Origin of the sequence: Solibacillus merdavium, from assembly GCF_014836935.1 — a bacterium.
Classification (GTDB): domain Bacteria; phylum Bacillota; class Bacilli; order Bacillales_A; family Planococcaceae; genus Solibacillus; species Solibacillus ferritrahens.
The window spans coordinates 272,182-295,830 of the sequence record NZ_JACSPW010000001.1; the positions used below are offsets into that span (position 1 = coordinate 272,182).

Sequence of the window (23,649 nt, forward strand, 5' to 3'; positions counted from 1 at the left end):
TTTCTGAAAAATAAAAAAATTAGGAGAGATATAGCTTTGGAACAAGTAGAACAAAAGCAGCTTACACCTGATACATTTATACAGGGTGTAAAAGATTGTATCCCAACTTTACTCGGCTATATAAGCATCGGTGTAGCATTTGGAGTTGTTGGAATTGCATCCGGAATTTCTGTACTTGAAGTGTTTTTACTGTCGATGCTTGTTTATGCAGGATCAGCTCAGTTTATATTCTGTGGACTCTATTTAGCGGGTGCACCTGTTACTGCTGTCATCATCACTATTTTCATCGTAAATTTACGTCATTTACTTATGTCTTTAACGATTGCTCCTTATTTTACTAAGTATTCAACATTGCGCAACATAGGCTTTGGTACGTTACTAACCGATGAGACGTTCGGCGTATCCGTTGTCGCTGCTGGGAAAGAAGGACGTCTTGGCGGGAAATGGATGGATGGTCTTAATATTACAGCGTATACGACTTGGATTGCGGCGTGTACAATAGGTGGAGTCATCGGTCAATGGCTACCGAATCCTGAAAAATGGGGGCTGGACTATGCGTTAGTGGCAATGTTTGTCGCATTGCTTGTTCTAACACTCGCGAGTATCCCAAAAGAAAAATTAATGCATTACATAAAGCTGATTCTCATTATGGTCTTCAGCATGTACGGAATGCTCTACTTTATGCCGGGACATTTAGCCGTCCTATTATCGACTGTTGTAGTAGCAACGATTGGGGTGGCATTGGAAAAATGACAACTTCTATAGCAATGGTATTATTAATTTTAGGCTGTGCCCTTGTAACATGGATCCCTAGAATATTGCCGTTTATATTAGTGAAAAATATGAAATTGCCAAAAATTGTCCTGCGCTGGCTTGCATACATACCCGTTTGTATATTATCAGCATTGGTAATTGAAGGTTTTTTCAAAAAAGATTCTACTATTGTAACGGTACAATGGATAAATATACTTGTGTTTATCCCGACATTACTTGTCGCATTACTTTCAAAAAGTTTATCGAAAACAGTGATTGCCGGAGTCGTGACAATGGCCGGATTTCGATTTTTTTTCAGTTAAAGTGAAAAGCTGATATTTTGTAATCCTAAACATAATTGCATCAAAAATTACACTTCTATATTAATAAGGCTATCCATAAAAATTGAACTATAGGATAGCCTTTTTTTTACAGTATCCTTTTGTATTCCATCACATCAACTTTGTTCATTTACTTATGCTAACTGTTCGGCTACTTGTACAAAGCTTATTTGTGAGAAAATGATGATTCTAGTTCTAGATTCTCTTTCATAATGTTCTGTTGATTCAGTTAGTATTAAAAAATCCGTATTTACCGATTCTAATGTTCCAGTAATTAGTTCTTCACCTACTGCAACGGTTATTTCCCTATTCAAATATTCTCCAAGCTGTAAAAATAATTTTGTATTCAATCCAATCACCCCCTATTTTAATAAGCTATATTTTGAATACTCCCTAATGGAATATACAGTAAACTAGAATTTGACCTTAGCGTGATATAGTCAGGTTTAACTTCTATTAACGTCCCAGAAACTTTTGAATATTCCGTTGTAACTTCTAAAGTTGAATCTTTTAAAGAATTAAGAACTGCACGAAGCTGCTGCATACTAATCCCCCTTCTATAATGGAATCTTAAAGTATATGTTTGTAATAAAAAGTTACTTAGGTATATATTCTAACTTTTGTTATTTTAATAAAAATTGAGTATTGCGCACAAAGTATATGAAATAAAATTCATATCATACCTGTGAGGTGATCATTATGAAGGATAGACAAGATGGATTAGTAAGTGTTGTTATTCCGTGCTATAATGCTGGCCCATATATAGTAGATTGCCTAAATTCACTACAAGCCCAGTCATACGAAAAAATGGAAGTAATACTCGTGAACGATGCCTCGACTGATCAAACGCAAAATATAGTAGAAAAGTGGATAGAAGAATCAAATCCAACTTTCCCAATAATCGTATGTAATCTTCCTAAAAATACAGGGTTTGCAGGAGCTCTGACAATCGGATATTTTATGAGTTCAGGTGAGTATATTGCGGTTAATGATGCGGATGATATTTCACATCCATTTCGTTTTGAAAAACAAGTAGACTTTTTAGAAAAAAATCAAGAGTATGATCTAATCGGAACAAATTATCAGGTGTTTACTGATATCAATTTAAAAGAAAATGGGCAAACGGCAAATTGGTTAGTATATGGGGATGATATTCGGAAGATTTATGCAGAAGGTGGTCACTGTATCTGTCATGGAACCATCTTGTTCCGTGGAAAGGTTTTTGACATGCTTGGCGGTCCGACTCGAAGAATTCTTGGTGCAGAAGACTATGAATTTATCGTGAAATTTTTAAATGCGAATTTAATGGTTGAAAATTTAAATGAGGTCTTATATTACTATCGGCAACATGATCAACAACGATCTAAAACATTTTATGGCGGTGATAATATTGGATAGGGTAAGAATTTTACTTGTAATTGATGCATTATATATTGGAGGAACTGAAACACATGTATTAGGTTTAGCAAAAGAATTAATTAAAAATAATATTTTTGTTGCTATTGCAGCTCAAAAAAATGGAAGTTTAGTTAATTCCTTCGAAGAGTTGCAATGTCCTATTTATCATATAGATTTCCCAAAAACGATTTCCCTTTCAAAAAATCATGAATTAGAGTTAGTTCAAAAAATAGAACAGATCATAGACTTCGAAAATATTTCTCATATTCATATTCATCAGACACCATCAGGTTATTTAGCTGGGCAGGCAGCAAATAATAAAGGTATTGCTACAGTCTTAACCATACATGGAACCTATTATCCAAACCATGAAATAGAGGAACTTTTTAAATTAGCCGATGCAGTGATCTGTGTTAGTCCTCCCTTATGTAATTATGCAAAGACATTTAATATAGAAAATCCTTACTTAGTACCAAACGGAATTGATTTAGAAGATTATCCAGGAAATTCCTCTTCTGAAGAGATTAGAAATGATTTAAAAATACCTAAAGACTCTATTGTCCTTCTGTACGCAAGTAGAATTGCATGGGCAAAGGCTCATGTTTGTAGTATCTTTTTACGAGCCTGTAAAGATTTGAAATTGAATTTATTTCCTAATCTTCATGTAATTATTGTAGGAGGTGGCGATAAATTAGATGACATTAAATTCTTATCCCGAAAGATTGAAGAAACATGTAATGACACGTTCATTCACGTCGTAGGTGAACAAAAAAATTTGAATGCTTTTTATGGAGCTGCTGATTGTATAGTCGGAACAGGACGCGTGGCTTTAGAAGCAATGGCATCGGAAAAACAAATTATTGCGATTGGAAACCATGGCTATTTTGGGATTGTGAATAATGACAATCTAGAAGAAGCATGGAACCATTACTTTGGAGACCATGGATCAATAGTGCCTTGTAGCAGACACATAGTAAGAGACGATTTAACAAAATTATTGACGGATCAAGAACAGCTCAAGCTAAATGGAAAGAAATCTAGAGAGATTATCAAAGAGAAATTTAACATTCAGACAGTCACACAAGAAATTTTGAAAATCTACTCTGAAACTAAAAAAGATGACATTTCAAAGTGAAAAAATTATTTTATATCGGATGGATTGGATTAATTGTTTATCTCCGGTCCATCGATTACATAATAATGGCTCGATTCCTAAATCAGTGGAATTGAGCCATTTTCGTAAATTTTAGAATTCATAAACCTTTGCTGTATCAATTTCCTTTCCCTAAAAATTTAGTACATAAGATTAGCCCAATTTGCCCCAAATACAAACATTAATATATATTTTATTGCAAAGTTGAAGCTAATAATATAAATAGAAAACCTTGATATTATAAGGCTTTGAGCTTGTGTTTTTGTAGCTTGTTGCATTGTCTATATGATAAGATAGGAAAGATATATCGTAAACGGAGGATTTGCTGTGTATAAATATTACGGAATAGCTATAGTTGCAGTCATTTTAGATCAATGGACAAAATGGCTAGTCGTTAAAAATATGGAATTAAGTGAACGCATCAGTGTTTGGGATCCTTGGTTTGGCATCTTATCGCATCGTAATCGAGGTGCTGCTTGGGGCATGCTGGAAGGACAAATGTGGTTGTTCACAATCGTAACAGTTGCTGTCATTATCGCCATTATTTATTTTAATCATACAGAAGCAAAGGGTAAGCCACTTTATCATATTAGTTTAATGCTACTTTTAGGTGGTGCGGTTGGAAACTTTATTGACCGTTTATTCCGTGGAGAAGTTGTTGATTTTGTCGATGTTTATATACCGGTAGTCAATTATCACTTCCCAATCTTCAATATAGCTGATGCAGCATTGACAATTGCTGTAGTCATGCTCTTTATTACGATCATTCTAGAAGAAAAAAAGGATAAGAAAAAGGTGAAATAATGGCAGTAGTCACATTAACGATAGAGGAACTAGCTGGAGAACGTATTGATAAGGCACTTTCACAAATGGAAGAATCATGGTCACGTTCACAAATTGGCAATTGGCTTGAAGAAGAGCGCATTTTAGTAAATGGCGTGAAAGTAAAAGCAAAATACAAAGTAAGACAAGGGGACGTCATTGAAGTAGATGTTCCTGAAGTGGAAGATTTAGAAATCGTCCCAGAAGATTTAAATTTAGAGATTATTTATGAAGATGCAGATGTATTAGTTGTAAACAAACCACGTGGCATGGTAGTACACCCAGCACCTGGACATGCTTCAGGCACTTTAGTAAACGGTTTAATGCATCATTGCAAAGACTTATCAGGCATTAACGGTGTCGCACGTCCTGGAATTGTGCACCGAATTGATAAAGATACATCGGGTTTATTAATGGTTGCAAAAAATGACGTTGCCCATGAAGGATTAGTAAATCAATTGGTCGATAAATCGGTAACGCGTAAATATACAGCTCTTGTACATGGTCACATTGCTCATGAAAAAGGGACAATTGATGCTCCAATCGGGCGTGATCAAAAAGATCGACAAAAGCAAGCAGTTGTAGATAAGGGCAAACATGCAGTGACACACTTCCAAGTAATGGAGCGTTTTGGTGAGTTTACTTTAGTAGAATGTCGCTTAGAGACGGGAAGAACACATCAAATCCGTGTACACATGAATTATATCGGCTACCCATTGGCAGGCGATCCAAAATACGGTCCAAAGAAAACAATCGATTTTGGCGGGCAAGTATTACATGCAGGTGTATTAGGATTCATCCATCCAGTAACAAAAGAATATTTAGAGTTCGAGTCCCCAATACCGGAAGACTTCAAACAATTAATAGAAGAATTACGCGGGTAATTTATTTCCTATAAGAGCAACCGAATCCTTTAGAGGGTTCGGTTTTTTTTGTATTTTTTAGGTGAATCATCACCATAAGTTGGAATGACAAAATTGAAAAAATAAAAATTTCTACTGAAGTTCGATCTGCTACGCTACGAGAGAAATGCGTTGAAGCGAGTGTTTTTGAAGCTCGTGTCCGTTGTAATCCTTTCCGGCGGCTTGGCTCCAAAGCTTTTGTAGATTGAATTGCATAACGAGATAAATAGAGGAATGAATTTCCGTTATTTTTAAAATAACATAAAAAATAGTGAAAATAAGGGGAGGAATTTCCGTTATTGACCTAAAAAACATGAAATTTCAAGATTTTATTTAAAATAACGGTAAAACGTTCCCTTATTTAACCTAAAAATGAACAATTAATTAAAATAACGGTAAAATATTCCCTTATTTTAGGGGGAAATGAAAAACTTGGTTTTTTGATGGTAAAATAATACAATATATACCATATTATTGATCATGCTGAGAAGTTAAAACATTGAAAACAATTATTTTTATAAATCCAAACTCTTACATATTGGAAATCGTTAATAATCTAGAGAAAGGAGTTGTATTCTTGTTAACTATTCATGATTTAAAAGAAATAATGAATCACTATACAGAACCGTTGATCCGTTTAGCTTATTACTACGTAAAGGATCGCCAAGCAGCCGAGGATATTGTACAGGAAGTATTTATAAAAATATATCATGCTCAATATAAATATGAAGAACGTGGGGAACTAAAAGCTTTTTTATATAAAGTAACCGCCAATAAAAGTAAAGATTACTTGAAAAGTTGGACTTATAAAAAAGTACAGCTGCAAAATAAAATCTTTCCTTCGACGAGTAGAATAGAATCAGATGAAATGGTTAGAAAAGATGAGCAAACAATCGTTGGTGAGGCAATCCTTAGATTGCCGTTAAAACATAGAGAAGTTCTTATCTATTATTATTTTAATGAAATGAAAATTAGTGAGATAGCCCAGTTATTATTTACTCCAGAAAGTACAATTAAAACGCGATTAAGAAGAGGAAAAGAACTATTAAAGGATGGATTGAAAGACATAGAATGGGAGGTGCTGCTAAATGGATAACTATACACCTAATGAGATAAAAGATTTAAAAATAATTAAACAACGTGTTATGCAAAATGTAGTGCATGAAATCGAGAATAAATCACCAAAACCAAAATATAAATGGCGTTTTATTATAATTAGTGCAGTTTTTACATTATGTGTGATGTTCTTTATGTTAAACCAAATAATGAATGATAATCAGCATTCAGCTAATGTTCCACAATTTGACTTTACTCAACCAGAATTTTATGAAGAACAAGGCTTATTTTTTATTAATGGATTCACTTTAGGCGACTCAAAATCAAAAGTAATAGAACGCTTAGGAGAAAAGGAGTCAACAAAAATTCAAGTAGCAGAACTATTTGCGGATAATGAAATAACAGAAATTCAAGAGGACGGCAATGGTGCTGATTTTATATTAGATTATAAGGGAGAGGCCAGATTTTATTTTTATGATGAGAAGTTATTTTTAATGTTACTTCTGAATACAAATGAAGAACAGTTAGAAAAAATATATAATGCATACAATGGAATGAAATTTACGGCTTATGGAGACCATTACCTTTATTCAAGTGAAACTTCTCATATAATAAAAGCTGAGACAACTCCTATGGGGAATTTGTATTTATATTTATCAATTGCCGAACCAGAACAACTAATGGAGAATGAAGGGTATATAAAATTGATAGAAAGTACAGATTAGCTTTATATATACTTCAAGATAATAGGTTATGTAGTTTTGATTTAAAATAACAGATAATTACGATTGTTTAAACATTATTTTCAGTTGTCTGACCTTCAGAATGTTTATTGACTTCTAAATTGATGAGGCATATACTGACTACAGTGAGCTACAGACCTTGACGAGAGCAAGCAAGTAGACGCTACTAATCAGAATATTGTTCACCTTTAATGGCAGTCCAGAGAGGCTGAGAAGGGATAATGTAAGCATTACGGAACTTTTGTGCGCAAAAATACCCGTATGCAGTTTTTTCAACATGACCTTTTCAAACCCTCTAGAACTTCTAGAGGGTTTTTTGTTTTGAGATGAAGACATTGAACATCCCCGTGAACATTACTAAAAAATGAAAGGAGAATGAACATGGAACATATTTCAGTGTTACTGGATGGCCCATCGATGAACCGTGCAATTACAAGGATTGCACACGAAATTATTGAACGTAATAAAGGTATTGATGAAGTAATTCTAGTAGGAATTAAAACGCGCGGTGCCTATTTAGCCAAACGTCTTGCAGAAAGAATTGAAACAATTGAAGGGAAAGCGATCCGAACAGGGGAGCTGGATATTACATTGTACCGCGATGATTTATCCACAAAGCAAGTGGATGATCAGGCTCAAGTACAGCAAGTAGATATTGAATATCAAGTAAGCGACCAAAAAATTGTTCTTATTGATGATGTTCTTTATACAGGAAGGACAGTACGGGCGGCTTTGGATGCTGTCATGGATTTAGGAAGACCTGCGCAAATTCAGTTAGCAGTTTTAGTGGATCGTGGTCATAGGGAACTTCCTATCAGAGCAGACTATGTAGGGAAAAATATCCCGACATCTAGTGCAGAGCGTATACTAGTGAATTTAGAAGAAACAGATGGACAAGATATTATCACGATTCATAAAGTAGATTAATTAGAGCGTACAGGGAGAGAAAATAATGTCAAAAGCAGTATTAGATATTCATGAGAAACCAAGAGCCGGTCAACTTATAACGTTCAGCTTCCAGCACATGTTTGCCATGTTCGGATCAACAATTTTAGTGCCGAAATTAGTTGGGTTAAGCCCTGCAATTGCACTTTTAACAAGCGGGATTGCCACAATTATTTTCCTGCTCGTAACGCAATTTAAAGTGCCAGCTTACTTAGGCTCTTCCTTTGCTTTTATCTCACCAATTCTTTTAGTAACAGGATTTGGTCAAGCAGGTGTGGAGGTGAATCCGGGAAATGCCATGATCGGAGCAATGGCGGTCGGGGTAGTATACGGAATTGTATCTTTATTAATTTGGAAAACAGGTTATAAGTGGCTAATGAATATATTACCACCAATCGTTGTAGCACCGGTTATTATCGTTATTGGATTAGGACTTTCAGGTGTAGCAGTCGATATGGCGATGAACGTGGATGGGGAATACAATGGACTTCACTTCTCGGCAGCATTGGTAACATTAGCAGCAGCTATTATTTTCAACGTATTCTTTAAAAATATTTTAAGTGCAATGCCAATTTTACTTGGAATCGTAGTGGGTTATATTTACTCAGTAATTGTTGGTATCGTTGACTTTACAGCAGTGCAAAATGCGAATTTTTTGGCAATGCCGGACTTCCTGATTCCAGGCGTTGATTATGAATTCAAAGTTACAAGTGCTATTTTAATCGGTATGGTACCAGTTGTTATTGTAACGATTTCAGAACATATCGGTCACCAGTTAGTATTAGGAAAAGTTGTAAACCGTAACTATGTTAAAGATCCAGGCTTACATCGCTCCCTTTTAGGAGATGGACTAGGAACATTTGCATCAGCGTTAATCGGGGGACCTCCAAAAACAACGTACGGCGAAAATATTGGTGTACTTGCGATCACACGTGTTTACTCGGTTTACGTTATTTTAGGTGCAGCGATAGTCGCAATTATCGTGTCATTCTCAGGGCAGTTAATGGCTTTAATAGAAACAATTCCAACAGCAGTGCTTGGCGGGATTTCAATTTTACTGTTCGGTATCATTGCAGCAAGCGGTTTACGTATGTTTGTGGAGAACAACATAGACTTTGGAAACAACCGTAATATGGTAATTGCCTCTGTCATTTTAGTAGTAGGAATCGGCGGAGCGGCAATGCGATTCACAGAAAGCTTTGCAATTGAAGGTATGGCGTTAGCGTCGATTATCGGTGTTGTTTTAAATCTAGTATTACCTGGTCGTGAAATAGTTGAAAAAGATATATATGAAATAGAAGAATAAGCAATACCTTTTAAAGATTTGTCCAGAGAGGCAGCGAAGGGTATGACATGCAAGGTTCATTAACAGAATGATACCTTAGTTTGTTACACCCTTTAAGCCTCGCTAACTATGATAGCGAGGCTTATTTATGAACAGTGTATGCATATTTAAACAATCAGTAGATTAAATATACATAATGTAATAAAATAAAATTACGCTATCAGTTATGCTGACATGTAAATGATAGTAGCGGAGGGCGCGGGCATGAAAAATTTATTATCAATGGATCATTTATCGAATGAAGAAATAATGTCTATTTTAGAACGAGCACAAAGTTTCGAAAATGGAAAAGAACCGATTCTAAAGCGCGCTTACAATGTAGCAAATATATTTTTTGAACCTAGCACTCGGACAAAAACAAGCTTTGAAATGGCAGAACGCCGTCTAGGTTGTACGGTAATACCCTTTGATGCAGAATTTTCGAGCACTACAAAAGGGGAAACCCTGTACGATACTGTCAGAACATTGGAAATGATCGGAATCGATGCAGTCGTAATCCGGGATAAGGAAGATGAATATTACAACGAGCTTTTAGAAGGAATCGGGTGCGCGGTTATTAATGCAGGTGATGGTGCTGGTCAACATCCTTCCCAATGTTTACTCGATCTTTATACCATTCGAAAAGAGTTTGGTGAATTTGAAGGCTTAAATATAACAATTGTCGGTGATATATCACATAGTCGCGTAGCAAAGTCGAATGCGACAGCACTACAACGTTTAGGGGCAAATGTCCGATTTTTATGTCCCCCTGCCTGGGCGGGGGATTTTGAAGCAGCACATAGCTGGGATGAAGTGCTCGAAGATAGCGATGTCATTATGCTATTACGAATTCAACACGAACGGCATTCAGTAAGTAAAAATTTCTCAAAAGAGAGCTACCATGAAGAATATGGTTTAACGGTTGAAAGAGAAATACGGATGAAAGAAAATGCGATTATTATGCACCCGGCCCCGGTTAACCGTGATGTAGAGATTGCTGATGCTCTTGTAGAATGCGAACGTTCCCGAATTTTTCAACAAGTACGAAACGGTGTTTACACACGAATGGCTATTTTAGAAACGATTTTGAAAGGGAGAGAATAAGATGACAACAGTAATACAGGACGTAAACTTGCTAAATGAAAAAGGAGAATTAGTAATTTCTACTATTGTAATAGAAAATGGCAAAATCTCTTCAATTAATGGGGACATTCCATCTAATGCCGCAATTATAGACGGAAAAGGTCTTTTCGCATCACCAGGTTTTGTAGACGTACATACACATTTACGCGAGCCAGGATTTGAACATAAAGAAACGATTGCAACAGGATCAGCTTCAGCTGCAAAGGGCGGCTTTACAACGATCTGTGCCATGCCAAATACAAAACCTGTACCAGATTCTGTAGAAAATATGCAGCTGATTAATAATTTAATTAAAGACAGTGCAATCATTCGCGTATTACCATATGGATCACTAACAAAGGATATATCAGGGGAAGTCCGAACTGACATGGAAGAGTTAAAAGCACATGGTGCAGTAGCATTCTCTGATGATGGGGTTGGTATTCAGTTGGCTTCTACAATGTATGAGCAAATGCAGCAAGCAGCAAAACTTGATGCCGTAGTCGTTGCACACTGTGAAGATAACTCGCTTATTTACGATGGTGTTATGCACGAAGGAAAACGAAATAAAGAACTAGGCTTACCGGGGATTCCGTCAATTTGTGAATCTGTTCAAATTGCACGTGATGTACTGCTAGCTGAAGCTGCAGGTGCACGCTACCATGTATGCCATGTATCAACGAAAGAATCTGTACGTGCAGTAAGAGACGCCAAAGCAGCAGGAATTAAAGTGACAGCGGAAGTTTGTCCGCACCACCTATTATTAGAAGAAATGGACATTCCATCAGACGATGCCAACTGGAAGATGAACCCACCATTACGTGCTGCAGACGATAAAGATTCACTGTATGCAGCATTACTTGACGGAACGATTGATTGTATCGCAACAGACCATGCCCCACATACAGTAGAAGAAAAATGCTGTGGCATGGTTGGTGCACCATTCGGAATTGTCGGTTTTGAAACAGCATTCCCATTACTATATACAAACTTTGTAGCAACGGGAAAATGGACATTAAAACAATTAGTAGATTGGATGAGTGTGAAGGCGGCTCAAATTTTTGATCTTCCATACGGAACATTGGAGGTAGGAGCTTCAGCGGATATCGTACTAATCGATTTAGAAAAAGAGCAGACGATTGATGCAGAAGGTTTTGTATCAAAAGGACGCAACACGCCATTTAATGGATGGGCCGCAAAAGGCTGGCCGGTAGTAACAATTTTTGAAGGCAATATTGTATATCAGGAGGCAGAATAATGAAGAAACGTTTATTAATTTTAGAAGACGGTACTGTATTTACAGGTACGGCATTCGGTAGTGATAAAGCAAGTCAGGGAGAAGTTGTATTTACAACAGGGATGACGGGCTACCAAGAAACATTATCTGACCCTTCATTTTATGGTCAAATCGTTACATTAACGTATCCTTTAATCGGAAATTACGGCATTAACCGTGATGACTTTGAATCCATTACACCAGCTATTAGAGGATTTGTAGTACGTGAATTGGCGGATTACCCATCAAATTGGCGATCGGATATGTCGTTGGATGCGTATTTAACAGCGCAGGACATCCCTGGGATTGAAGGAATAGATACACGTAAATTAACACGGATTATTCGTGCAAAAGGTGCGGTGCGTGCCATTTTAACTGAAGCAGATGCTGAAGTAAATGTAGAAGAAACAGTTGCACAACTTCAGGAAACACCATTTATTACACACCATGTTCGTGAAGTGTCGCCTAAAGCAGCATATCCATCACCAGGTCGTGGTAAACGAGTTGTTTTATTGGATTTTGGTATGAAACATGGGATATTACGCGAGTTAAACAAACGTGATTGCGACGTACTCGTTGTTCCTTATAACACAACAGCTGAACAAATTTTAGCATTGCATCCAGACGGTATTATGCTATCAAACGGACCAGGTAATCCGGAAGACGTATCAGAAGGTATTGAAACAATTAAAGGTCTAATCGGAAAAGTGCCAATCTTCGGTATTTGTCTAGGTCACCAACTATTCTCATTAGCATGTGGCGCGCGAAGCTTTAAGTTGCCATTTGGTCACCGAGGGGGCAACCATCCAGTAAAAGATTTACGAACAGGTCGTACCGATTTAACGAGCCAAAACCATGGCTATGCAATTGATATCGATTCATTAAAAGATACAGATTTAGAATTAACACATATCGCATTAAATGATGGTACTTGTGAAGGAGTACGTCATAAAAAATATCCAATCTTCACTGTGCAATACCATCCGGAAGCTTCACCAGGTCCGGAAGACTCGAATCACTTATTTGATGAATTTATTGAAATGATGGAAATAGAAGCAGCAAAGGAGAACCAACATGCCTAAACGTACAGACATAAATACAATTTTAGTAATCGGATCAGGTCCCATTGTTATCGGACAAGCAGCAGAATTTGACTATGCAGGAACACAAGCTTGTCTTTCATTAAGAGAAGAGGGCTATAAAGTAATTTTAATTAACTCAAACCCAGCGACAATTATGACGGATACAGAAATTGCAGATAAAGTGTACATCGAGCCAATATCTTTAGAATTCGTATCCCGTATTTTACGTAAAGAGCGTCCAGATGCAATCCTTTCTACTTTAGGTGGTCAAACAGGTTTAAATATGGCGATTGAGCTTGATGAGTCGGGTATTTTAGATGAGTTAGGAATCGAGATTTTAGGGACAAAATTAGATGCCATTCATAAAGCTGAAGACCGCGATCTTTTCCGTAATTTAATGTATGAGCTAGGAGCACCTGTTCCAGAATCAGATATCATCCACAATATGGAAGAAGCGAAAGCCTTCGTTGCAAAAATTGGATACCCGGTAATTGTGCGTCCAGCATTCACGCTTGGTGGTACGGGCGGGGGAATATGTCATAATGACCAGGATTTACAGGAGATTGTAACTTCAGGTTTGAAATATTCTCCAGTTACACAATGCTTACTTGAAAAATCGATTGCAGGATTTAAGGAAATTGAATATGAAGTAATGCGTGATGCTGCAGATAATGCAATCGTTGTTTGTAATATGGAAAACTTCGACCCAGTAGGTATTCATACTGGAGATTCAATCGTAGTAGCCCCGACACAAACATTATCGGATCGCGAAAACCAAATGCTGCGCAATATTTCACTGAAAATTATTCGTGCATTAAAAATTGAAGGTGGCTGTAACGTACAATTAGCGTTAGACCCATATTCATTCCAATACTATGTAATTGAAGTAAACCCGCGTGTATCTCGTTCATCGGCATTAGCTTCAAAAGCAACAGGCTATCCGATTGCGAAATTAGCTGCAAAAATTGCAGTAGGTCTTACTTTGGATGAAATTAAAAACCCGGTAACTGGTTCAACATTTGCATGTTTCGAGCCGGCACTTGATTATATCGTAGCTAAAATTCCCCGTTGGCCATTTGATAAGTTCGAGTCTGCAAAACGTAACTTAGGTACTCAAATGAAGGCAACAGGTGAAGTAATGGCACTTGGTCGTACATTTGAAGAAGCATTATTAAAAGCAGTACGTTCATTGGAAACAGGTCATGTACACATTGAGATGAAAAACGCTGAAGAGTTATCGGATTCTTGGATTGAAAAGCGTATTAAAAAAGCTGGGGACGAGCGCTTATTCTTCATTGGAGAAGCGATTCGCCGCGGTGTATCTGTGGAAAAAATTCATGAGTGGTCTGCCATCGACTTATTCTTCTTGACAAAATTGAAGAAAATTGTCGATATGGAAAATACACTTGTCGAAAATAAAATGAATAAAGAAGTATTACGCACAGCAAAACGTTTAGGCTTTGCAGATAAGAAAATTGCCCAGCTATGGGAGATGAAAGAGCAAGAGGTGTATGCATTCCGTAAAGAGCAGGGCATTATCCCAGTATATAAAATGGTGGATACTTGTGCGGCCGAATTCGAATCGAACACACCGTACTTCTACGGCACATACGAGGAAGAAAATGAATCAATCCGTACAGACAAACCATCTGTGGTAGTACTTGGTTCAGGCCCGATTCGTATCGGTCAAGGGGTAGAGTTTGACTATGCAACAGTTCACTCGGTATGGGCAATTCAAGAAGCAGGCTACGAAGCGATTATCATCAATTCAAACCCTGAAACGGTATCAACAGACTTCTCGATTTCGGATAAATTATACTTTGAGCCATTAACAATCGAAGACGTTATGCATATTATCGATTTAGAGCAGCCAATTGGCGTTGTTGTACAGTTCGGTGGTCAAACGGCAATCAACTTAGCTGACAAGTTGGAAGCGAACGGTGTAAAAATTTTAGGTACGACATTGGAAGATATTGACCGTGCTGAAAACCGTAATAAGTTTGAAGCAGCCTTGCAGGAACTTGGTATTCCACAACCTGCTGGGGAAACTGCGGTATCAAAGGAAGAAGCGTTAGTAATCGGTGAAAAATTAGGCTTCCCGGTATTAGTCCGTCCTTCTTATGTCCTTGGTGGACGTGCAATGGAAATTGTCTACAATATGGAAGAACTGGCGCATTATATGGAGCATGCAGTAGAAGCATCTCCAGATCATCCGGTGCTAGTTGACCGTTATTTAACAGGTCAGGAAATTGAAGTTGATGCAATCTGTGACGGAGAAAACGTTTTGATCCCAGGCATAATGGAACACATTGAACGCGCAGGGGTACACTCTGGTGACTCCATTTCAGTTTATCCACCTCAAAAATTAACAGATACACAGAAAGAAACATTAGTAGACTATACAACACGTCTTGCAAAAGGTTTGGGAATTGTTGGGTTAATGAATATCCAATATGTCATGAGTGAAGGGGAGATTTACGTAATCGAAGTAAACCCACGTTCTTCTCGTACAGTACCATTCTTAAGTAAAATCACAAATATCCCAATGGCAAACATTGCAACGAAAGCGATTCTAGGTCAAACAATCGTCGAGCAAGGTTACCCTACAGGATTAGCTTCTGAAAAACGAGGCGTATTCGTGAAAGTTCCGGTGTTCTCGTTTGCAAAATTACGTCGCGTGGATATTACTTTAGGACCTGAAATGAAATCGACAGGTGAAGTAATGGGGAAAGATGCAACTTTCGAAAAAGCATTATACAAAGGCTTTGTAGCGGCAGGTATGGAAATTAAGACACACGGTACAATTCTGTTTACAGTTTCGGATAAAGATAAAGAAGAGGCTGTTAATTTAGCAAAACGCTTTTCAACAGTTGGCTACCGCATTGTAGCGACAGAAGGTACAGCTAAGCTATTTGAAGAAAATGGTGTGAAAACCGATGTCGTTGAAAAAATCGGCGGTAAAGGGAAAACGTTAATTGATATGATTCAAAATGGCGAAGCACAATTAGTTGTTAACACATTAACTAAGGGAAAACAACCAGCACGTGATGGCTTCCGAATTCGCCGTGAGTCAGTGGAAAATGGTGTACCTTGTTTAACATCACTTGATACAGCAGAAGCAATGCTGCGTGTTATTGAATCCATGACATTTACAGCAGAAGAAATGCCGAAAGCGGAGGTAGTACATTAAAATGATTCGTCAAGAGAAAATGACTGTTATTTTGCAGAAGCAAATTGCCACGAATATTTTCGAATTGACACTACAAGGACAACTGGTTCAGGACATGACTCCTGGCCAGTTTGTTCATGTAAAGGTGTCGGATACATTCGAACCGTTGCTGCGTAGACCGATTAGTATCGCAAATGTAAATAAAGAAAAAAACCAATTTACAATGATTTATCGTGCAGAAGGCCGCGGAACAAAATTCCTTGCAACAAACCGTGAAGGACAAATAGTGGATGTATTAGGGCCTCTTGGAAATGGCTTCCCTGTTGAAGCAGCGGAACCTGGTCAAACAGCGCTTTTAGTCGGCGGAGGTATTGGTGTACCACCACTACACGAATTATCTAAGCAACTAAATGCGCGCGGTGTGAAAACAATCCATGTTTTAGGTTTCCAATCGGAAGATGTGTGCTTCTATGAGGAGCAATTTAAGGTTTTAGGCGACACTTACTTTGCAACTGTAGATGGAACGAAAGGAACGAAAGGTTTTGTCACAACTGTATTCGACCAAGTGAAACCTGAATTTGACGTATTTTACTCTTGCGGTCCGTTACCGATGTTGCGTGCATTGGAAGCCTACTATCCGGAAAAAGAGGGCTATTTATCTTTTGAAGAGCGTATGGGCTGCGGTATCGGGGCGTGCTTTGCCTGTGTATGTGATACAACTGAAAACTACGAAAAAGATTATGTTAAAGTGTGCTCTGACGGGCCAGTATTCCCGAAAGGAGTTGTGGCATTATGAGCCGATTAAATTTACAACTTCCAGGATTAGAACTAAAAAACCCAATTATGCCTGCTTCAGGTTGCTTCGGCTTCGGGCGCGAATATGCAAAGCTATATGACCTATCACTTCTTGGTGCAATCATGATTAAAGCAACAACTGTAGAAACACGTAAAGGGAATCCAACGCCACGTGTGGCAGAAACTTCTGCTGGGATGTTAAATGCGATTGGATTGCAAAACCCGGGTATTGAAAAAGTTATGGGGGAAGAACTTAAGTTTTTAGAAGACTATGATGTACCGATTATTGCAAATGTTGCGGGTACGGAAGTTGCAGACTATGTAGAAGTCGCAGAACGTATATCGAAGGCATCTAATGTAAAAGCCTTGGAATTAAATATCTCATGCCCGAACGTAAAATGCGGGGGGATCCAATTTGGAACAGACCCTAGTACTGCTCAACAATTAACTGCTGCTGTTAAGGCTGTTTCAAGCGTACCGGTTTATGTAAAATTATCGCCAAATGTAACGAATATTGTCGACATCGCAAAAGCTGTTGAGGCAGGCGGAGCAGATGGCATTACAATGATTAATACACTTGTGGGTATGCGTTTGGATGAGCGAACAGGCAAACCAGTCATCGCTAATGGAACAGGTGGATTATCCGGTCCAGCTATTAAACCAGTTGCTATTCGTATGGTATATGATGTTTATAAAGCGGTAAATATTCCGATTATCGGTATGGGTGGTATAACATGCGCGCAAGATGTCATTGATTTTATGTCTGCAGGTGCATCAGCCGTTGCAGTTGGTACTGCAAACTTTGTCGATCACTTCGTATGCCCTACGATTATTGAAGAATTACCAGGCTTGCTAGATGTATTGCAAGTTGAACATATTTCAGAAATTATCGGAAGGAGCCACCGTTAATATGAATACAAAACCAATTATTGCATTGGATTTTCCGAGTGAAAAGGATGTAATGGGCTTTTTAGCGCAGTTTGAAGAAAAGCTTTTCGTTAAGATTGGAATGGAGCTTTATATGCAGGAAGGTCCTAGCATCGTTCATCGAGTAAAAAGTGAAGGACATGACATCTTTTTGGATTTAAAGCTTCACGACATACCTAATACTGTAAAGTCGGCTATGAAGGGCTTAGCACGACTTGGAGTGGACTTGGTGAATGTTCATGCGGCGGGAGGACGTGCCATGATGGAAGGCGCTTTGGACGGGTTGGAAGCCGGAACAGAAGCAGGGAAAAAACGTGCTGCACTCATTGCAGTGACACAGCTAACATCAACAACAGAACTGCAAATGCAAAATGAACAAAAAACCGGCTTATCGCTTCAAGAGTCAGTTTTACATTATGCTCAGTTAACGAAACAAGCTGGCCTTAACGGGGTAGTATGCTCAGTTCATGAAGCGCACGCAATACGTGAAGCTTGCGGTGAAGATTTTTTACGGGTAACCCCAGGTATTCGTATGCTTGGCGGTGAGGCGCATGACCAAAAACGTATTGCTACACCAGATGGAGCAAAAAAAGATGGTTCATCCCTTATCGTAGTCGGTCGAGCTATAACAGGGGCAGACAATCCTGTCGCTGCCTATAAAAAAGTTTCTAAACTTTGGGAGGAAAACTAATATGTCATTACAAAATAAAATCGCACACGCAATGTTAAAGGTAGGAGCTGTTGAACTGAATCCAACCGATTTATTTACATGGGCTTCTGGTATTAAATCTCCTATATATTGTGATACACGTTTAACAATTTCTGATCCAATTATTCGTAAACAAATTGCTAATGGATTAGCAGAGATTATTAAAGAAGATTTTTCAGACTGTGATGTAGTAGCAGGTACAGCAACAGCAGGTATCCCACACGCTGCATGGGTTGCTGATATTTTGGAATTGCCAATGGTATATGTACGTTCAAAAGCAAAAGAACATGGGCGCGGCAAACAAATTGAAGGGAAATATTCAAAGGGTCAAAAAGTAGTCGTAGTAGAGGATATCATTTCGACCGGTGGCTCAGCGATCACCGCAGTAGAGGCATTGCGAGCGGCGGGCTGTGAAGTTTTAGGTGTTGTCTGTGTATACACTTATAATTTACCTAAAGCAGAGCAAGCATTTGAAGCAGCGGATGTAAAATATACTTCATTAACAAATTTTGATTTTTTAGTTGATGCGGCTAAAGAATCAGGTAATATTCAAGAAAAAGAAATCCCATTCTTGAAAAAATGGCATAAAGACTTAAAAGATGGAAAATTAAAATAAAAAATTATTATAAATTTTCGAAAACGTGTGAAAGTAAAAAAAATTTACTTTACACGTTTTTATTATAGTTATATAATCCAGTTATAAAAATTTTCAGTTTTTTTAAAAGTGAAGTTTAATAGAATGTTAGTGTATTAAACTTTTTTAGTGAATTTGTTAAGTTTGTTTTATGTAAAAAAGATATAAATACAGTCATAAACGCAATTTATTTATAAAAAATTAATGGAAAATTTTAATTTTAAAGAATAGTTTGCTATTGATAATTTCCAAATGTTAAATTAGAATAGTTAGAAAGTTTAATAATTAATATGTAAATTTATTTCTTTATAAATTTGACAAAAAATCAACAAATTATTAACACTTGAAAAATCTGATTATTATAAAAAGTTTTAATCTTTTAAACAAGGGTATATAACCCGTTTGGGAAATTTAAAGCTGGAGTAACAATCGTAGATTTGAGCTAAGTACATATGAAAAACAGTTGGTCAAAAGTATTTCATAAACTATCGGCTACTGAGGAAAATGTACTGTAGTTCTCGAGTAAAGATGCAATTACGCCAGAGCGTACTTGATTATAGGATGAGCTTAGCTGAGTTGAAAGAATGTTTGTGAAGAAAGGAGCGATTTTAATGTCTACGAATACGAACGAATTATTAGAAATCCGAAATTTACGTACGAGTTTCCGTATTAAAGATACATACTACCCAGCTGTAGACAATGTTTCATTAACGCTTCGTAAAAATGAAATTTTAGCAATTGTAGGAGAATCAGGTTGTGGGAAGAGTACATTAGCAACTTCAATCGTTGGATTACATAATTCAATTAATACAAAAGTTGAAGGTGAAATACTTTATAACAATCAAAATTTAGTAAATTTAACGGATACTCAATTTAACAAACTGCGAGGCAACGACATTGGATTCATATTCCAAGATCCTTTATCGGCATTAAATCCGTTAATGAGAATTGGAGAGCAAATTGAGGAAGGTTTAGTTTATCACACTAAATTAAACAAAACACAGCGTGAGAATCGTGTATTGGAACTATTGGATCAAGTGGGAATTCCAAACGTTCAACGTGTTGCCAAACAATTCCCTCACCAATTATCAGGTGGTATGCGTCAACGTGTAATGATTGCGATTGCTTTGTCAGGAAAGCCGGCAATTATAATTGCTGACGAACCGACAACGGCACTTGACGTAACAATTCAAGCACAGATTTTGGACTTATTAAAAACACTACAGGATGAAATTCAGTCAGGCATTATTCTGATTACGCATGACTTAGGTGTTGTTGCTGAAGTAGCAGATCGCGTAGCTGTAATGTATGCCGGAGAAGTTATTGAAGAAGCATCGGTTGTAGAGTTATTTAGAAATCCAAAGCACCCTTATACAAGATCATTACTGAAATCTATCCCTCAAACGAATAGTGAGAATGAACAATTGGAAGTAATTCAAGGGATGGTACCTTCTCTTGTGAAGCTGCCGCGCCAGGGCTGTCGTTTCTCCTCTCGTATCCCGTGGATTCCACAATCAGCACATGAAGAAAACCCAGAGCTTCACGAAGTGGCTCCAGGACATCTTGTACGCTGTACTTGCTGGAAGGAATTCCATTTTGAGGATGAGGAAGGGAGCGTAAATCAATGAGTTTTATGCAAGTAGAAGATTTAAAAGTTCACTATCCTATCCGAGGTGGATTTTTTAACACAGTAGTTGACCATGTTTATGCAGTAGATGGTGTAACAATGGAATTTGAACGTGGAAAAACTTACGGTCTAGTAGGAGAATCTGGTTCAGGGAAGTCAACGACTGGTAAAGCGATAATTGGACTAGAGAAAATTACATCAGGCCGCATTATTTACGAAGGTGAAGAAGTTACGAATGCACGACGTAAACGTGATTCAGCATATAACCGGGATATTCAAATGATTTTCCAGGATTCACACTCCAGTATGAATCCCAAAAAACGTGTTTTGGATATTTTAGCAGAGCCAATTCGCAACTTTTTGAAATTGTCTCCGCAGGAAGAACGTAAACGCATTAATGAGCTTCTTGCAATCGTTGGTATGTCAGAAGATGTTTTACTGAAATATCCGCATGAATTCTCAGGTGGTCAAAAGCAACGTTTAGGGATTGCTCGTGCAGTAGCATGTAACCCTAAAATGATTATTGCAGATGAGCCAGTATCAGCACTTGATTTATCTGTTCAGGCACAAGTTTTAAACTTTATGAAGGACATTCAGGAGCAATACGGAATAAGTTATTTATTCATTTCGCATGATTTAGGGGTAGTTCGTCATATGTGTGACAACATCTCAATTATGTATAAAGGTAGATTTGTAGAGACAGGAAAGCGTGAAGATATATACACAAATCCAAAGCATATCTATACGAACCGACTACTTTCTGCTATTCCTGATATAGAGCCAGAAACGAGAAATGAGCGAAAGCTTGAACGTCAAAAAGTAGAAGCAGCATACCGTGAAGAACAGCATAAATATTATGATGAGGATGGAAAAGTATATCCTTTAAAATCGATTTCAGACACACATAAAGTGGCCATGTCTGTAGATGAAAAGGAGCGTGTATAGTATGTGGAAAACGATAATTCGCCGTGTATTAATAATGATTCCGCAGCTATTTATTTTAAGTCTCCTAATTTTTATATTAGCGAAACAAATGCCGGGGGATCCTTTTACAGGCTTAATTACACCGGAAACGGACCCGAATGTACTTGAAGAAATGAGAATTAAAGCCGGGTTCTATGACCCATGGTATGTTCAGTACTATAACTGGATTGCCAATGCTGCACAAGGAGACTTTGGACAAAGTTATACGTATAAAAAACCGGTTGCCGATATTATCGGAGCTCGTGGATTGAATACTTTATTACTTTCATTATTAAGTGTAATTTTAGTATATTTAATTGCCATTCCACTTGGGGTGCTTGCAGGTCGTTATCAAGAATCGTTTTTGGATAAATCAATCGTCCTATATAGCTTTATCTCTTATGCTATCCCGACGTTTGTATTATCGTTGATTTTCGTATACGTATTTGGGTACAGGCTCATGTGGTTTCCAACAAGTGGTACGGTAGATATATCTCTCGATGCAGGGACGTGGGAGTATTATTGGAGCCGTTTCTACCACCTGCTGTTACCAGCTATAACATATGCGCTGTTAGGGACAACAGGGATTATTCAATATTTACGTACAGAGATTATTGATGCAAAGACGATGGATTATGTGAAAACAGCGCGCAGTAAAGGGATTCCGATGAAGAAAGTATATTCTCGACATATCTTCCGGAACTCACTATTACCAATCGCAGCATTTTTAGGATTCACGATTACCGGATTACTTAGCGGATCAATTTTCATTGAAACTGTATTCGGATATCAGGGTATGGGTAAATTATTTATCGATTCAATTTTAAGTCGTGACTACAGTGTCATTACAGCACTAGTTATGTTATTTGGCTTCTTAGCATTATTAGGTAGTCTATTGTCCGACATTATTTTAAGTATTGTTGACCCGCGTATTCGCATAGACTAATCAAATTAATAATGACTAAGGAGAGGTGATTTTAATCATGGAAAATAATAATGCACAGACAGTAGATAAGTTAGAATCTCAAAGCTCTCCGCCAACTGGAATTCAAGTTATTTTGCGGGAGTTTAAAAAAGATAAATTAGCAATGTTCTCTTTAATAGGGGTTATTTTATTAATAGTTACAGTTATGGTTTTAGCGGTTGTGATCGACCAAGCTAAAATCATGAACATTCAATTATTGGAGCGCTTTACTGAACCGGGGGTAAGAGGTTATATTCTTGGTGCCGATGAAGCTGGTCGAGATATGTTCGGTCAGCTAATCATAGGTGCAAAAAACTCGATTTTAATTGCAATCGCCATTACGATTCTTGCCAATTTTGTTGGTATTGCTTTAGGGATTATCATGGGGTACTACGGTGGATTTATCGATAACTTCTTCATGCGTATTATCGACTTTTTCATCACTCTACCAACTCTTATGATTATCATCGTAGTTATAACAATCATTCCATCATACGGAATAATGGATTTAATTTTAATTATTGCAGCATTTCAATGGATGTCGACGGCAAGACTTGTGCGCTCAAAAGCACTATCTGAAGCACGTCGTGATTACATTAGTGCCTCTAAAACAATGGGTACTAGCGATTTCGCGATTATGTTTAAAGGTTTATTGCCAAACTTAAGCTCATTGCTAATTGTCGAAGTGACATTAAGCTTTGCAGGTAACGTAGGGATCGAAACAGGTCTCTCGTTCTTAGGTTTCGGTTTACCACCGTCAACACCTAGTTTAGGTACTTTAGTAAGTTATGCTATGAACCCGATAATCTTATCGAGTAAATGGTGGATATGGTTACCCGCGTCATTATTAATTTTAATTATGATGCTTGGTATAAATTACGTCGGCCAAGCGCTACGTCGTGCAGCTGACGCAAAACAACGTTTAGGATAAAAAAAGGGAGGAA

Annotated in this window: 24 protein-coding genes; 22 read left to right on the forward strand and 2 right to left on the reverse strand. The window is 37.6% G+C overall.

Features of this window, described 5'->3' with window-relative positions; translation table 11 throughout:
• The first annotated feature begins 36 nt into the window (after nucleotides 1-36).
• Both H9632_RS01225 and H9632_RS01230 read left to right on the forward strand, forming a co-directional pair.
• Nucleotides 37-753 (forward strand): AzlC family ABC transporter permease, encoded by a 717-nt coding sequence (locus H9632_RS01225; RefSeq protein ID WP_191702310.1) that lies wholly within the window; start codon nucleotides 37-39, stop codon nucleotides 751-753.
• Nucleotides 750-1,076, forward strand: coding sequence for an AzlD domain-containing protein (locus H9632_RS01230; RefSeq protein WP_191702311.1), 327 nt, complete (start codon nucleotides 750-752; stop codon nucleotides 1,074-1,076). The genes H9632_RS01225 and H9632_RS01230 overlap by 4 nt, the downstream gene beginning before the upstream one ends.
• 152 nt (nucleotides 1,077-1,228) lie before the next feature.
• On the opposite strand, the gene H9632_RS01235 is transcribed toward H9632_RS01230, so the two are convergent.
• On the reverse strand, nucleotides 1,229-1,444 hold the full coding sequence (locus H9632_RS01235) for a hypothetical protein (protein WP_191702312.1): 216 nt from the start codon (nucleotides 1,442-1,444) through the stop codon (nucleotides 1,229-1,231).
• Between the two features lie 17 nt (nucleotides 1,445-1,461).
• Nucleotides 1,462-1,638, reverse strand: coding sequence for a DUF2642 domain-containing protein (locus H9632_RS01240; protein ID WP_191702313.1), 177 nt, complete (start codon nucleotides 1,636-1,638; stop codon nucleotides 1,462-1,464).
• A gap of 155 nt (nucleotides 1,639-1,793) precedes the next feature.
• On the opposite strand from H9632_RS01240, the gene H9632_RS01245 reads away from it, so the two are divergent.
• The 20 genes from H9632_RS01245 (at nucleotide 1,794) to H9632_RS01340 (ending at nucleotide 23,636) form a co-directional block, all read left to right on the forward strand.
• Entirely contained in the window at nucleotides 1,794-2,492 is a 699-nt protein-coding gene (locus H9632_RS01245; protein WP_191702314.1) for a glycosyltransferase family 2 protein, read from the forward strand.
• Nucleotides 2,485-3,627 carry a glycosyltransferase family 4 protein gene (locus H9632_RS01250; protein ID WP_225223612.1) on the forward strand — a complete coding sequence of 381 codons (1,143 nt, stop codon included), beginning with the start codon at nucleotides 2,485-2,487 and terminating at the stop codon, nucleotides 3,625-3,627. Before H9632_RS01245 ends, H9632_RS01250 begins: the two co-directional genes overlap by 8 nt.
• Nucleotides 3,628-3,972: 345 nt before the next feature.
• The gene (lspA, locus tag H9632_RS01255; RefSeq protein WP_191702315.1) at nucleotides 3,973-4,449 is read left to right on the forward strand and encodes a signal peptidase II; all 477 of its coding nucleotides are present in this window, start codon (nucleotides 3,973-3,975) and stop codon (nucleotides 4,447-4,449) included.
• Nucleotides 4,449-5,351: an RluA family pseudouridine synthase gene (locus tag H9632_RS01260; RefSeq protein ID WP_191702316.1), complete on the forward strand. Its 903-nt coding sequence runs from the start codon at nucleotides 4,449-4,451 to the stop codon at nucleotides 5,349-5,351. The genes lspA and H9632_RS01260 overlap by 1 nt, the downstream gene beginning before the upstream one ends.
• Before the next feature lie 517 nt (nucleotides 5,352-5,868).
• Nucleotides 5,869-6,465 (forward strand): sigma-70 family RNA polymerase sigma factor, encoded by a 597-nt coding sequence (locus tag H9632_RS01265; RefSeq protein WP_225223613.1) that lies wholly within the window; start codon nucleotides 5,869-5,871, stop codon nucleotides 6,463-6,465.
• Entirely contained in the window at nucleotides 6,458-7,150 is a 693-nt protein-coding gene (locus tag H9632_RS01270) for a hypothetical protein (RefSeq protein ID WP_191702317.1), read from the forward strand. The genes H9632_RS01265 and H9632_RS01270 overlap by 8 nt, the downstream gene beginning before the upstream one ends.
• 399 nt (nucleotides 7,151-7,549) lie before the next feature.
• The gene (pyrR, locus tag H9632_RS01275; RefSeq protein ID WP_191702318.1) at nucleotides 7,550-8,095 is read left to right on the forward strand and encodes a bifunctional pyr operon transcriptional regulator/uracil phosphoribosyltransferase PyrR; all 546 of its coding nucleotides are present in this window, start codon (nucleotides 7,550-7,552) and stop codon (nucleotides 8,093-8,095) included.
• Nucleotides 8,096-8,120: 25 nt separating this feature from the next.
• Entirely contained in the window at nucleotides 8,121-9,419 is a 1,299-nt protein-coding gene (locus tag H9632_RS01280) for a solute carrier family 23 protein (RefSeq protein WP_191702319.1), read from the forward strand.
• Nucleotides 9,420-9,662: 243 nt separating this feature from the next.
• Nucleotides 9,663-10,541, forward strand: a complete 879-nt coding sequence (locus H9632_RS01285; protein WP_191702320.1) for an aspartate carbamoyltransferase catalytic subunit — start codon at nucleotides 9,663-9,665, stop codon at nucleotides 10,539-10,541.
• 1 nt (nucleotide 10,542) lies between these two features.
• Nucleotides 10,543-11,817: a dihydroorotase gene (locus H9632_RS01290; RefSeq protein WP_191702321.1), complete on the forward strand. Its 1,275-nt coding sequence runs from the start codon at nucleotides 10,543-10,545 to the stop codon at nucleotides 11,815-11,817.
• On the forward strand, nucleotides 11,817-12,917 hold the full coding sequence (locus H9632_RS01295) for a carbamoyl phosphate synthase small subunit (RefSeq protein ID WP_191702322.1): 1,101 nt from the start codon (nucleotides 11,817-11,819) through the stop codon (nucleotides 12,915-12,917). Before H9632_RS01290 ends, H9632_RS01295 begins: the two co-directional genes overlap by 1 nt.
• Complete coding sequence (gene carB, locus H9632_RS01300) at nucleotides 12,910-16,107, forward strand: carbamoyl-phosphate synthase large subunit (protein ID WP_191702323.1); 3,198 nt, start codon at nucleotides 12,910-12,912, stop codon at nucleotides 16,105-16,107. The genes H9632_RS01295 and carB overlap by 8 nt, the downstream gene beginning before the upstream one ends.
• Before the next feature lies 1 nt (nucleotide 16,108).
• Entirely contained in the window at nucleotides 16,109-16,882 is a 774-nt protein-coding gene (locus H9632_RS01305) for a dihydroorotate dehydrogenase electron transfer subunit (protein WP_191702324.1), read from the forward strand.
• Nucleotides 16,879-17,790, forward strand: a complete 912-nt coding sequence (locus tag H9632_RS01310) for a dihydroorotate dehydrogenase (RefSeq protein ID WP_191702325.1) — start codon at nucleotides 16,879-16,881, stop codon at nucleotides 17,788-17,790. The genes H9632_RS01305 and H9632_RS01310 overlap by 4 nt, the downstream gene beginning before the upstream one ends.
• Nucleotide 17,791: 1 nt before the next feature.
• Nucleotides 17,792-18,499: an orotidine-5'-phosphate decarboxylase gene (pyrF, locus tag H9632_RS01315; RefSeq protein ID WP_191702326.1), complete on the forward strand. Its 708-nt coding sequence runs from the start codon at nucleotides 17,792-17,794 to the stop codon at nucleotides 18,497-18,499.
• Nucleotide 18,500: 1 nt separating this feature from the next.
• Nucleotides 18,501-19,133 carry an orotate phosphoribosyltransferase gene (gene pyrE, locus H9632_RS01320; RefSeq protein ID WP_191702327.1) on the forward strand — a complete coding sequence of 211 codons (633 nt, stop codon included), beginning with the start codon at nucleotides 18,501-18,503 and terminating at the stop codon, nucleotides 19,131-19,133.
• A 629-nt stretch (nucleotides 19,134-19,762) separates the two neighbouring features.
• Nucleotides 19,763-20,779: an ABC transporter ATP-binding protein gene (locus tag H9632_RS01325; RefSeq protein WP_191702328.1), complete on the forward strand. Its 1,017-nt coding sequence runs from the start codon at nucleotides 19,763-19,765 to the stop codon at nucleotides 20,777-20,779.
• Nucleotides 20,776-21,723: an ATP-binding cassette domain-containing protein gene (locus tag H9632_RS01330; RefSeq protein ID WP_191702329.1), complete on the forward strand. Its 948-nt coding sequence runs from the start codon at nucleotides 20,776-20,778 to the stop codon at nucleotides 21,721-21,723. The genes H9632_RS01325 and H9632_RS01330 overlap by 4 nt, the downstream gene beginning before the upstream one ends.
• Before the next feature lies 1 nt (nucleotide 21,724).
• Nucleotides 21,725-22,687 (forward strand): oligopeptide ABC transporter permease, encoded by a 963-nt coding sequence (gene opp4B / locus H9632_RS01335; protein ID WP_191702330.1) that lies wholly within the window; start codon nucleotides 21,725-21,727, stop codon nucleotides 22,685-22,687.
• 37 nt (nucleotides 22,688-22,724) lie between these two features.
• Complete coding sequence (locus H9632_RS01340) at nucleotides 22,725-23,636, forward strand: ABC transporter permease (protein WP_191702331.1); 912 nt, start codon at nucleotides 22,725-22,727, stop codon at nucleotides 23,634-23,636.
• Nucleotides 23,637-23,649 lie beyond the last annotated feature (13 nt).

Bases quoted from the DNA above. Each gene is read 5' to 3' on its own strand.
- H9632_RS01245 (WP_191702314.1), top strand. From the start codon at position 1,794: ATGAAGGATAGACAAGATGGATTAGTAAGTGTTGTTATTCCGTGCTAT.
- H9632_RS01325 (WP_191702328.1), top strand. From the start codon at position 19,763: ATGTCTACGAATACGAACGAATTATTAGAAATCCGAAATTTACGTACG.
- H9632_RS01260 (WP_191702316.1), top strand. From the start codon at position 4,449: ATGGCAGTAGTCACATTAACGATAGAGGAACTAGCTGGAGAACGTATT.
- H9632_RS01290 (WP_191702321.1), top strand. From the start codon at position 10,543: ATGACAACAGTAATACAGGACGTAAACTTGCTAAATGAAAAAGGAGAA.
- H9632_RS01270 (WP_191702317.1), top strand. From the start codon at position 6,458: ATGGATAACTATACACCTAATGAGATAAAAGATTTAAAAATAATTAAA.
- H9632_RS01280 (WP_191702319.1), top strand. From the start codon at position 8,121: ATGTCAAAAGCAGTATTAGATATTCATGAGAAACCAAGAGCCGGTCAA.
- opp4B (WP_191702330.1), top strand. From the start codon at position 21,725: ATGTGGAAAACGATAATTCGCCGTGTATTAATAATGATTCCGCAGCTA.
- pyrF (WP_191702326.1), top strand. From the start codon at position 17,792: ATGAATACAAAACCAATTATTGCATTGGATTTTCCGAGTGAAAAGGAT.
- H9632_RS01240 (WP_191702313.1), bottom strand. From the start codon at position 1,638: ATGCAGCAGCTTCGTGCAGTTCTTAATTCTTTAAAAGATTCAACTTTA.
- H9632_RS01295 (WP_191702322.1), top strand. From the start codon at position 11,817: ATGAAGAAACGTTTATTAATTTTAGAAGACGGTACTGTATTTACAGGT.
- H9632_RS01305 (WP_191702324.1), top strand. From the start codon at position 16,109: ATGATTCGTCAAGAGAAAATGACTGTTATTTTGCAGAAGCAAATTGCC.
- H9632_RS01340 (WP_191702331.1), top strand. From the start codon at position 22,725: ATGGAAAATAATAATGCACAGACAGTAGATAAGTTAGAATCTCAAAGC.
- pyrR (WP_191702318.1), top strand. From the start codon at position 7,550: ATGGAACATATTTCAGTGTTACTGGATGGCCCATCGATGAACCGTGCA.
- H9632_RS01230 (WP_191702311.1), top strand. From the start codon at position 750: ATGACAACTTCTATAGCAATGGTATTATTAATTTTAGGCTGTGCCCTT.
- H9632_RS01310 (WP_191702325.1), top strand. From the start codon at position 16,879: ATGAGCCGATTAAATTTACAACTTCCAGGATTAGAACTAAAAAACCCA.
- H9632_RS01330 (WP_191702329.1), top strand. From the start codon at position 20,776: ATGAGTTTTATGCAAGTAGAAGATTTAAAAGTTCACTATCCTATCCGA.
- carB (WP_191702323.1), top strand. From the start codon at position 12,910: ATGCCTAAACGTACAGACATAAATACAATTTTAGTAATCGGATCAGGT.
- H9632_RS01285 (WP_191702320.1), top strand. From the start codon at position 9,663: ATGAAAAATTTATTATCAATGGATCATTTATCGAATGAAGAAATAATG.
- pyrE (WP_191702327.1), top strand. From the start codon at position 18,501: ATGTCATTACAAAATAAAATCGCACACGCAATGTTAAAGGTAGGAGCT.